Here is a 2,971-nt window from a genome sequence, read left to right as displayed (position 1 = left end):
GAGGATCAGACATCAGCCCACGGGCGATCGCCAGCTGCTGTTGCTGTCCGCCGCTCAAGAGCCCACCCTGACGCTTTAGATGTTGCTTAAGCATTGGGAAGAACTCAAAGATTTCCTCCAAGATATTACGCGATTTGCTATTGCGGTTCGCGGTTAAACCTAGCTTGAGGTTATCAAGAACCGATAGATAGGGAATAATCTCCCGACCTTGAGGAATGTAGGCGATTCCATAACGGGTGCGTTTGTAGGTAGGGACTTTGGTAATGTCATCTGCATCAAAGATGATGCTGCCTTTGTTTACCTTATTTAAGCCAACAATGCTGCGCAGCAGAGTGGTTTTACCTACTCCATTTCTACCTAGCAAACAAACAATCTCTCCTCTATGAACCGTCATGCTCACATCAAAGAGCACAGGCGTTTGTCCATAGCCAGCAGTTACATCGGTTAAATCAAGCAGCAACGTCGATTCTTTCACGGCCCAAATACACCTCAATGACCTTAGGATTGTTCTGAACTTCCGATACGGTACCTTCAGCGAGCTTTTCACCTTGGTGCAATACAATGATGCGTTGGGCGATCTGCTTCACAAATTCCATATCGTGCTCAATGACCACCACGGAGTGATCCTGAGAGATGATCTTGATGATTTCACCGGTGAGATGGGTTTCATCAGAGGTCATGCCGGCAGTTGGTTCATCCAGCAGAATAATAGATGGATCTTGGGCAATGACCATACCAATCTCAACCCACTGCTTCTGACCATGGGATAAGGATGAAACCTTCATGTAGGCTTTGTCCAAAAGACCAATTCGATCGAGAACCCAAGCAATCTTATCTTTCTTGGCCCGCGTTAGCTTTGACGTGAGTGATTCGAAAATTCCATGCTCTCCCTTGAGTGCTAGCAGAATATTCTCGAAAATCGTGAGACCGTTATAGACGTTAGGATTTTGGAACTTACGGCCTAGACCCATGCGGGCAATTTCGTGGGGGCTTCGGTTGGTGATTTCGCGGCCATGGTAGTACACATGTCCCGAAGCAACCGGAGACTTGCCGACGATCGCATCTAGTAACGTACTTTTTCCAGCACCGTTGGGGCCGATAATCGTCACGATTTCGCGATCGCCTACGTCCAGTGTAACCCCTTTCAGAGCCTGAAAGCCCGAGAAGACGACTTTTAAGTCCTTAACCGATAATACTGAATCCATGGAACTAACCTCTGTGGGAAGCGACTACAACGATGAACGAAAACGGTGTGAGTGTGGGGCAGAGAACACGGACTGCCTGTTAATGGCGAGAGCGATCGCGCCTCTTGCCTCGGCTAATGCGATCGCCTAGGCTAGATAACCAAGCTTTGGAAGGAGTGAACCAGTCCAAGAGCCTTGCCTGAATATGACCAGATGAACTAGAGCTTGTCGCCATCATTTTGGGTAGGGCATTAAGGCTAAACCGGTCGGGAATTAAACCCATCAAACCGTTGGGCAAGAAGAGCACCACAACCAGCAGCAGCACACCTACAACGAGCTGCCAATCTTGAGTGACCCGCTCGGCGTAGTTTTGCACTTGTCCGAGCAGAATGGCGGCAATCACTGGCCCAATAAGCGTTCCTCGCCCGCCGATCGCAACCCAAATCACCACCTGGGTCCCAAAGGCAACGGCTAGATAGACTGGAGAAATAAACTGGTTGAGGGGAACAAATAATCCTCCTGCAATGCCAGCGATCGCAGCCGATAGAGTCCAGATGAATATCTTGAAACTCGCGACATCATAGCCAAGGTAGGAAATACGACGCTCGTTTTCATTAATTGAACGAAGAATCAAGCCTAGGTTGGACTTGGTCAATAGCCAACTGCCGACGAGCACTAGGGTGGCAAAGATCAAAATCACCCAATAAAGGTTCATGTCACTGAACTCAATACCTAAAAGATTGAGCCGAGCAATATCTGTGATGCCATTGGTGCCGCCGGTATAGGCTTGCTGACTAATGAAAAAGGTGGTCAGTGCTGACGAAATTGCCAAGGTGATGATGGTGATATATACCCCACTCACCTTGGAGCGGAAGATAAACCAGCCAATGATGTAGGCAAAGAGTGCTGGCACTACAACCATGGCAATCAGAGCCACAGGGAATGATTTAAGGGGTGCAATAAACCAGGGCAGTTCTGTTAATCCATTCCAGACCATGAAGTCTGGCAGCTCTACCCCATAAGTATTTCTATCCGTGGATAGATTGAGCTTGAGGTAATAAGCAACGGCATATCCTCCCAGGGTAAAGAACACGCCGTGGGCAAAGCTGAGAATGCCAGTGAATCCCCAAACTAGGTCAAGACTGATACCTAAAACCCCAAACAGCAACAGCTTGGACATAAGTGCTGTCTGAAAGCGGCCTAGGATAAAAGGCAAAATAAAGAATCCTAGGAAAACAACTCCACCGATAATGATTAGCTTAATCGGGAGTTTAGATTGCTGTTGATTACCCTCTAAAACTTGCGTCATTGAGATGACTCCATGAATGCCAACCGAACCTCAGAGAACCATAACGTAAGGATGCCTAAGATCCCTAAGCCCGTTTCTGAACCGTGAATAAACCTTCGGGACGATAGCGAATGAGGACAATCACAGCAGCGAGAACAATCACCCGCGCAACTGGATCGTTCAGTAGATAAGCGATCGCTGCATTCGATTCACCAATGATAAATGCCCCCGCAAGCGTGCCGATAATCTTATCGACTCCGCCGGTGACTACCACCATCCAGGCGTCTACCAGGTAGTCTTGCCCCATAGGTGGCGATACACTCTTGAGCGATGAAATGACCGCCCCAGCTACGCCTGCTAAACCACAGCCATAGGAGAAGGTTAGGAGATCAATCAAACTCGTATTTACACCCAAACACTTGGCCATTTCTCGGTTTTGAGCTACAGCGCGCACTTGTCGTCCTAATGGTGTTTTGTAGAGTAAATAGGTGGTTAAAGC

At 48.2% G+C, this 2,971-nt stretch carries 4 protein-coding genes; all 4 read right to left on the bottom strand.

Annotated elements, in window-relative coordinates; all coding sequences use genetic code 11:
* On the bottom strand, positions 1–475 hold a 475-nt coding region (locus V6D20_13380; protein HEY9816772.1), incomplete at its 3' end, for an ATP-binding cassette domain-containing protein.
* Complete coding sequence (urtD, locus tag V6D20_13375) at positions 450–1,205, bottom strand: urea ABC transporter ATP-binding protein UrtD (GenBank protein HEY9816771.1); 756 nt, start codon at positions 1,203–1,205, stop codon at positions 450–452. The genes urtD and V6D20_13380, both read right to left, overlap by 26 nt.
* Positions 1,206–1,284: 79 nt before the next feature.
* Positions 1,285–2,493 carry an urea ABC transporter permease subunit UrtC gene (gene urtC, locus V6D20_13370; protein HEY9816770.1) on the bottom strand — a complete coding sequence of 403 codons (1,209 nt, stop codon included), beginning with the start codon at positions 2,491–2,493 and terminating at the stop codon, positions 1,285–1,287.
* A gap of 64 nt (positions 2,494–2,557) precedes the next feature.
* On the bottom strand, positions 2,558–2,971 hold a 414-nt coding region (locus tag V6D20_13365), incomplete at its 5' end, for a hypothetical protein (GenBank protein HEY9816769.1).

The organism is Candidatus Obscuribacterales bacterium (genome assembly GCA_036703605.1).
GTDB lineage: Bacteria > Cyanobacteriota > Cyanobacteriia > RECH01 > RECH01 > RECH01.
This window is presented reverse-complemented; position numbering and strand designations above follow the sequence as displayed.